At 39.7% G+C, this 8,965-nt stretch carries 3 protein-coding genes; all 3 read right to left on the reverse strand.

All coding sequences use genetic code 11. The features are described 5' to 3' along the window. On the reverse strand, positions 1–1,094 hold a 1,094-nt coding region (locus ACO1O5_RS13905), incomplete at its 3' end, for a carboxypeptidase-like regulatory domain-containing protein (protein WP_486271193.1). A gap of 48 nt (positions 1,095–1,142) precedes the next feature. After that, positions 1,143–4,004: a TIM-barrel domain-containing protein gene (locus ACO1O5_RS13910; RefSeq protein ID WP_486271194.1), complete on the reverse strand. Its 2,862-nt coding sequence runs from the start codon at positions 4,002–4,004 to the stop codon at positions 1,143–1,145. A 140-nt stretch (positions 4,005–4,144) separates the two neighbouring features. Next, positions 4,145–8,254, reverse strand: a complete 4,110-nt coding sequence (locus ACO1O5_RS13915) for a hybrid sensor histidine kinase/response regulator (protein ID WP_486271196.1) — start codon at positions 8,252–8,254, stop codon at positions 4,145–4,147. Between the last annotated feature and the right edge of the window lie 711 nt (positions 8,255–8,965).

An 8,965-nucleotide genomic window follows, 5' to 3' on the forward strand; every position in this document is an offset into this window, starting at 1 on the left:
GTACGGAAGTTGATGCGCTTATAATCTGAAAGATCAGATCCGCCAATGATTCCACCTTGTTCAGTATAAGACATGCCTAAGGAGTAAGATGAAACATCGGTTCCGCCATTAGCAGCTAAATTGTAATTCTGAATAGGCACATCAGAAGAAAAAATTTGGTTTAACCAGTCGGTTCCATGAGCCGGCAAAATGCCGCTTCCCTTGGACAAGGCGTCAATTTGTGCTTGCGTGAAAAGAAGCGCTTTACCGCTATTGATGGCTGCTTCATTTTGCATGGTTGCATATTGTTCGGCATTCAATAAAGGCAGTTTACGGCCAATGTTTTGAATACCGTAATAAGCGTCGAATGAAATCTCTCCATTTTTCTTACCTGATTTTCCACTTCGGGTAGTAATCAAAACAACACCATTTGCCCCGTTGATACCATAGATGGCACATGATGCAGCATCTTTTAAAATATCAACCGAAGCAATATCTGAATTGTTTAAGTAAGTAATATCGTTGGTGATAACACCATCCACAACATAAAGGGGACTTGCATTTCCAATAGTTCCGGCACCACGAATATTTACTTTAAAGCCGCCACCGGGTTGCCCGGACGTAGAGGTAATGTTAACACCGGCCGCTTGCCCCTGCAATGCCTGTAAAGCATTTGTTGTGTTTAATTTTGCAAGATCTTTACCTTTTACCTGGGCGGTGGCACCAGTTACAAGTTTTTTCTGCTGAACACCATAGCCAATTAAAACTACATCGTTCAACTTATTATACTCTTCAGTAAGTTGAATACGCAGATTTTCGGTAGAGGTGTTTACATTAATATTTTGTGGAGTAAAGCCTACAAAACTTACGACGACAGTTTCGCCGGCTTTTGCGTCAATGGCAAAATTACCGGAAGCGTCCGAAAGTGTTGCGTTAGCAGTATTTTTTACAGAAATACTCGCCCCGGATATGGGTTCTCCGTTAGTTTTATTAATAATTTTTCCCGTGATTTTTCGCACGTTGGTTTGCGAAAAGCTTTGCATTCCCATAAACAGGAAATACAGAAGCATCCATAGCAGTTTAGATGCCCTCTTGATAATTTTGTTTTTTTTCATTGCAAACAATTAGTGGTGATTAAATTTGAATACATGGTTTAGTATATTTCATTTGTGTTTTATGAGAATTTTTTCTCCGTTATATTTTACTACAGCATCAGGTTTTCTTTCCATATCAAACCCGATATTTCTATTTTTATCTATCCAGGTAATTTTAAAAACTCTTGCTTTCAACATACCGTCAAACTCACCTTTTCTTTTACCGATAGTTAGCATGCCGGTTGATTCGTTATAATTAAGCGGAATGTTTGTGTATTTACCTTTTTCATAATTGTAGTTCGTGCCTTCATCTTCGTATAAATTAAAAGAGGCATCAGCACCTGTGTAGACGTGCAGTGTAATGGTGTCAGCGGGCTTTTCTGAAGTGTATTGGAGTGCCGGGCCGAGAGGAACAATAGAGCCAGCCTTTACAAACACCGGCATTCTTTCATAGGGTGCATCTGCAATAATTTTTTGTTCGCCTTCATACCATTTACCGGAATATAAATCATACCATCCTGCACATTTTGGCAAATACACTGAGCGACTGCGTTGTTTATATTCATAGACAGGATTGATAAGCAAAGAAGGACCAAACATGTATTGATCGCCGATGTTCAGCACTGCTGTATCTGCAGAAAAGTCCATTGCCAATCCCCGCATGATTGTATAATCATCATGATGAGCCGCTCCGGCTAATGAATAGATATAGGGCAGTAACCTGTAACGCAGTTTGTCGTAATAGAGAAAACTTTTGTAAGCAGGATGTGTTTCAGGAGCGATGTTGAATATCTCGCGATAAGGAAACTGCCCATGCGAACGGAACAAAGGAACAAATGCCCCAAACTGGTACCAGCGTGTATTCAACTCCCTCCATTCCTCTAAATTCTCTGAATCGGGTTTTTCAAATTTTTCAGGCACAACAAATCCACCGATGTCCATCGTCCAATATGGAAGCCCGGACATAGAGAAATTGACACCGGCCGCAATCTGATTTTTCATATCCCGCCATGTGGAGCCAATATCTCCGCTCCATATTGTTGCGGCATAGCGCTGTGAACCTGCAAAGCCGGAACGTGTCAATAGAAACACACGTTTATTCGGATCAGTCGAACGCTGTCCCTCATAAATTCCTTTTGCATTTTCCAAAGGATAAGCATTCAGATATACAGCAGCACTCCCTAATGCAGTGGGCGTCATCTCAAGTTTTCTCTTTTCAGGACTTACATTAGAAAGAATATCCGGCTCACTGGCGTCCATCCACCAGGCGTCAATTCCTTTGCTATAAATTTTTTTATTGATCAAATTCCAGAAAGCCTTTCTTGCATCTCCATTGAATGCATCATAGAAAGTAGAAACATAACCTTTGCCGATCCAATCTCTTTGCCGGTCAGCAATGTTTCTTTTATAGAGCCAGCCTTTTTTATCAAATTCATTATAGGCGGTTATGCCTTCATAAAATTTTGGCCACACAGAAATCATAATTTGTGTATGGTAGTTTTTATGCAACACATCAATCAAGCTATCCGGAGAAGGAAACCGCGATTTGTCAAACTCCTGGCTGCCCCATTCGGTTTCCGGCCAGTAACTCCAGTCAAGAACGATATTGTCAATAGGAATTTTTCTTTTTCTGAATTCGTTGACCGTAGAAAGAATTTCATTCTCTGTTTTGTATCTCTCGCGGCTTTGCCAGAAACCTAATGCCCATTTAGGTACGATGGGAGCCTTGCCGGTAAGCGTCCTGTAACCGGAAATCACGTCGTCCATGTTATTCCCGTAGATGAAATAGTAATCAACCTGCTGACCAGCTTCGGAAGAAAAGCTAAAACTGTTTTGATCCTGTTCAGTTAATGGCTCCTGCCATTTTAGTGAGAGGTAGGATTCCCCGCCTTCAGGGGTCCATTCAATTTTAATTGGAATTTTTTCTCCTTTGTTGAAATGGAAAGGAATTAATGCAGGTGCAGGGTTCCAGGCTTTTCGCCACCAATCCAAAACAAGTTTTCCACCCAGCCACACCTTCAATGATCCTCCAAATGTGAAGTGGAACTGATGAAGGCCGGATAAATTACTGGCTATCTCTCCTTCCCATGTTACTACGCCTGTGGCAGGCTTAAAAGCTGCGGGAAGCTGGATCTTTGAGTCTCCTAAAAATTCCATATTGATGCGGTCTTCCGCTCTTTCGGTAATTATCTCCTGCGGCTTAAATTTATCATTAGCATAAGAAGCCGTAAGCCATCCCTGCTCGCCCGCTTTTGAAAAAAGTTGCAGTGATGAAAGAGGATGAAGTGGTCGCACATCCCCCGCTTTTGTAAGCGAATAATTGTCCCATAGTATCCCATAGTTTTTGGCTGATACAAGAAATGGAATTGCCACTTCGGTATTGTTCTGAAAGAAAGTGACCTGTTGGCCCCTGCTGTAGTTCATAATGCCATCCTGGTGCTGACCCAGACCGTACCAGGCATCATCCGCAGTCGTTTGAAAAGTCTGGGTAACATTGTAATAGCGCCTGCCATCAAATACTGCGGATTGAAAACTCCTTCCTCCTGTTGGTTTTTCACTTAATATTCTTTCACCGCTAAGGTCCCGAAAAGTAACAGCGCCTGTTTTCAGGTCGACGATAGCAGTCATTCTTTTTGTTTTGAGCATCAGGCTATCTTTAAAAGGAATGGTATTCCAAAAAAGATCGGGTCTTTCGCTGTAAACGGTGACCAGGCTTTGAGCGGCAGCGATCTCTTTTCCCGGAGCTGCAATTACTCTTATGATATTGTCTGAAATAACTTCCAATTTTACGGCATTAGAAGTGCCTGTAAAAAAAGGATCGGTAAAAACAATCACGCCGTCCGTTGTCTTAATGTAGGAAGGAGGTGCTGCCCATAAGGCACCAAAAACATAAAAACAAAGTAAATTAAGCAGCAGCAGTCGTGGTCTCATATACAGCAATCTTTCGCATGATTTAATGCTGTAAAACTATTGCTGTGTCACTTTATACAGGGTACCGGAATGTTGCAACCTACGATACAAAATGTTGCAAAAGCATGGTTTTTACCAGTCATTCTCCGATAAGGAGACTTTTAAGCTTCTTTTGCTTTCTTATTGGAAGCATATTGTGATGGCAGGATCTTAAATTCTTCTTTAAAGAATTTAGTGAAGGTCTTTGGATTATTGAATCCTACCTCGTATGCAATTTCTGCAATAGACAGCCCGCTTTTTTCCAACAGTTGAGCCGCCCTTTTCAAACGAATAGAACGGATAAATTCTATTGGCGTTTTGCCGGTTATTGATAAGATTTTCCTATACAGCGTAACCCTGTTCATAAACATATCACGACTAAAATCTTCAACCGAAAACTCCGGGACATCTATATTTTTTTCTACAACTTCCAAAGCGTGTTTCAGGAATTTTTCGTCAACAGGAGTAATGGTTACCTCTCCAGGATTGACCTCAATTTGCTTTTGAAACCTTTTATGCAATAATTCCTGCTGTGCCAGCAGATTCTTGATGCGTGAAGCCAGGATTTCAAACGTAAAGGGTTTGGTAATGTAATCGTTCACACCTGCCTTAAAGCCGGCCAATTGTTTTTCCTCGCTTCCCATAGCAGTAAGCAGGATGACCGGGATATGGGCTGTGGCCGTTTCAGTTTTTATTTTCCTCGCTAATTCAACTCCGTCCATTAAAGGCATCATAATATCACTCACCACAAGATCGGGATTTAACAGTTTTATTTTTTCCCAACCCTCTTTTCCGTTGGTGGCTTCTTCAACCTTATATTGCGCTTTCAGGTTGTCTTTTAAATAAAAGCGAAGGTCTTCACTGTCTTCCACCACAAGTATTGTTTTCTTCTTACCGCTTTTATGACTTGTCTCAGTGACGATTTGTTCACCTTCTTCTCCTTGTATTGGGTCGGTTGCCGGAACAGAGGGATAATCATAAATCTTTTTTGCAGGCAATAATACTGTGAAACAAGTACCTCGCCCGGGTTCGCTCTTTAAGGTTATAATGCCATTATGCAATTTGACAAATGCCTTCGTTATGGCAAGACCAATCCCCGTACCCTGGTTCACCATGCTTTCGGGAACATCGGTTTGAAAGAACCGTTCGAAAACCTTTTCATGCATATCAACAGGAATTCCAATTCCTGTGTCTTTTACTTCTATAGCAAGCGTTCCGTCAGATTCGTTGTTTACAGGCGAATTATAGGTGAGATTGATATTCACCATTCCATTTTCCTCAGTGTATTTAAAAGCGTTTGAAAGCAAATTGAACAGGATCTTTTCAATCTTATCTTTATCAAAATAAATTTCCAGGCTATCAATGTTGGAAGCGAATGCAAGCTGAATTTTTTTCTTTTCCGCAATGTCCAAAAACGAGAGACTTATATCCTTGCTGAACACGATAATGTCGCCTATTGAAGGATGCAATTTTACTTCCTGCACTTCCATTTTTCTGAAATCGAGCAGTTGATTTACCAGGTTTAATAACCGTTTTGCGTTCCGTTGTACGAGGTTGAGCTGCTTTTTATGTTCTTCATCAGGAGTCTGTTTGATAATCTTTTCTAACGGAGCAATGATCAGGCTTAAGGGAGTACGAAACTCATGACTTACATTGGTAAAAAACTTTGTCTTTAACTGTTCCAGAGCGTGTGCTCTTTCCGCTTCCCGCCGTTGATGTACCACTTCATAACGCATGTGTATTCTATCTAACGTAACACGCCGTATAAGTATCAGCAAACCTGCGACTATTAATACGTATATGATATATGCAACAGATGTTCGCCAAAACGGCGGATCAATGGTAATCTGCAAAGTTTTGACATCACTCCATAAACCCTCACTATTCAAGACTTTTAATTTAAAAGTATAATGACCTGGATCGAGGTTTGTATAAGTGGCCCTCCGTTGAGTGGCATCGGCATACAACCAGTCCGGATTAAATCCTTCCAGCATGTAGGCATATTTATCACGGCTGCTATTTGAATAATCAAGTGACGCAAATTCAATAGAGAAAACATTTTCTTTATACTTCAAGTCAATACCCCGAAGATTGGATAATGATCGCTGAAGCAGAACACGGTTATTAATCACTTCTCCGGGTTCAATTTTTTTGTTTAATATCTCTAAATCTGTAAAAACAATTTTGGAATGGTAAACAGGCTTTTTTATTGCGGAGGGATTGATAATGTTAAAGCCCGAAGGCCCGCCAAAAATCAATTCTCCTTCCTTTGTTTTATAAGCTGCCTTGCTATTAAATTCCTGGTTCTGCAGGTTATTTAATTCATTATAATTGATCACTGAAAGAACAGTACCGTTGTCTTTTTGTTCAGGAATCGCATTACATAATCCGTTAGGGGTGGATATCCAAAGGCTTTGATGGTTGTCGACAAGAATATTTAAAACCATATTATCGGGTAAACCGTCAGACATCGTAAATGTTTGGAAATTTTTAGTTTGCTCATTAAATAAAGCCAGCCCTTCACGGGTACCAATCCAAATCCTTCCGCTACTATCTTCTGAAATACACATTACATCATTGTTGGTTAAACTCTTTTTATCATCGGAATGCTGATAGAAAACCGCATGACTCCCTTTCTCTTTAAAAACAGCAATACCATTAACGGTGGCGATCCATAAATTTCCCTTCTTGTCCTGGAGAATGTCAGAAACATAATTGGATGGAAGAATATCCGACGCATCTGATCTAGTTTGATAGTGCCTAAACCGGCCGTCCTTTCTATCCAGGAGATCTATTCCGCCGCCAAGGGTACCTATCCATAAATTTTGCTCCCGGTCTTCATAAATTTTCCATATATTATCATTAGCTGAACTTGTGGAATCTTGATCATTATGGCTGTAGTGCATAAACTTTTTTCCGTCGAAGCTATTCAGGCCTCCAATGAAAGTTCCAATCCAAAGTATATTTTCGTCATCTATGCACAAGCTTACAATAACATTACTGCTCAGGCTGTTTTTGTTGTTTGGATCATGCAGGTATCGTTTAAATGTGTTGTTTTTTCTATCGAAATAAATTAATCCACCGCCGTTGGTGCCGATCCAGATATTTCCTGAATTATCCTCAACAAACTGGTTTACATCATCATAAGGAAGGCTATTTGGATTCGACTCCTGGTGATGATAATGCGGAAATTGTACAATGTTGCTATTTAAATAATTAATTCCCTGTTTGTAAGTTCCAAGCCATATAATTCCAATATTATCTTTGTAAATTGCCGTGATGGTGTTTTGGCTGAGACTTTTGGGGTCTTCGGGATCGTTCATCAGGTAGTTGGTCCTGAAGTTGTTCCTTTTATCGATTAACGTTACTCCTCCATGGTCAGTCCCTACCCAGATCAAACCATTATCATCCTGAACCACCTGGCTTACCAGATTTGACTGTAACTTCGATGGAAATGAATTTTCATTAAAATGTTTCAGTGAACTATCCTTTGGATGAAAAAGAAAAATACCTTGTGTATAATACCACAGCCAGATATCTCCATCCCGGTCGATTGAAAGATTATAGGAATTGATCCCATTATTCAGCTTATATAAAGCAGCAGATGAATAAATAATTTTATCCGATTTTATATCATATTCCTGCAAAAATCCATTTTGATAAACCAACCACAGTTTTCCATCCATCGTCGCTTTAAACGATGCAATTTTTGCATCGGGACTAAAAGAAGGATTATGGCGAAATAATTTCACAGTTTTATCCTTTTCAGAATACATATACAAATCAAGGTTCTCATAAAGAAACCAATATCTTCCATTGTCTCCTTTCACAATAGTATTGACGGGCCCTGAAGGTAAACCCAGCGAATTCAGGTAGGCATAATAGTTAGTATCGAATTTTTCCACTTCGGAATTATATATACAGGCGCCGGCCCTCGTCGTGACCCACATTTTTCCGCCAGGAAGTTCGAAAAGAGAAAGAATATCATTATCATATAGAGAGGTGCTATCATTAGGCACCTTACGGTATATTTTAAAAGAGTATCCATCATACCGGTTGAGCCCGGAGATGGTGCCAAACCATAAAAACCCCTCGGGATCCTTTAGTATGGCATTAACCTGGTTGTGTGAAAGGCCATTGTTAGTATTAAGTTTGGAAAAATGATAATATTCGCTTTGGCCAAAAACCGAAAGCGATGATATCAATAAACCAAACCAAATGAGAAGACGCATTGCACGAGGGTTAACTTATGAAAGGATTTTGCTCCAATTTGTGTAAAAATCCTGTTCTGTTAATCGAAATTAGAGATTGTGTTAACAAAAGGAGTAAGATAAAGACTTTTTTTTTGACGTAGGGAACGAAAAGAGTGGTAAATATACTATTTGCCAAAAAGATTGAGGCTGAGCAGGTATTACCGTTTCGGTAACAGTTACTCTTACGTTGAAATCAAACTCAGTTTATCTCAATTCGTCTTCAAAGCTGTTATTTTTTATCAACTTTCCTGGTTATAAGTTTTGAATGAGATCTTATTGCTTAGGGGAGTTTTGAATCATTCACCTTTCGTTTGCCCTTTGGTTTTGGATTAATTTAAAATGCAAAATGAAATGTTGCCGGATTAGCTTGCTTTTAGCTTCATTACCACAGCACGATCCGGAAGAAATCAAATGCTTCGCGGAGTATGTTTTACTTCTGCAACTCTATAAGAAGTTTTTGTTACGACACTTTCAATTCTCATCTCGTTGTAAAAATTCACATCATTGCCATGTACCATGAAATGCAGCAGGAGACTTCCGGCAAGCCGAAACTTTTAACACGCAATTTTTTTATGCTGACGCCGAAAATACTGGTGCATTTGTGTAATATTCTTCACTGTAGTTTTTTGGTAGTTTTTAATTTCAAGCCTTTTTATCTTGTATCAATTTAACGGGCTTCTGTTAAACTGA

The organism is Ginsengibacter sp., assembly GCF_057362405.1.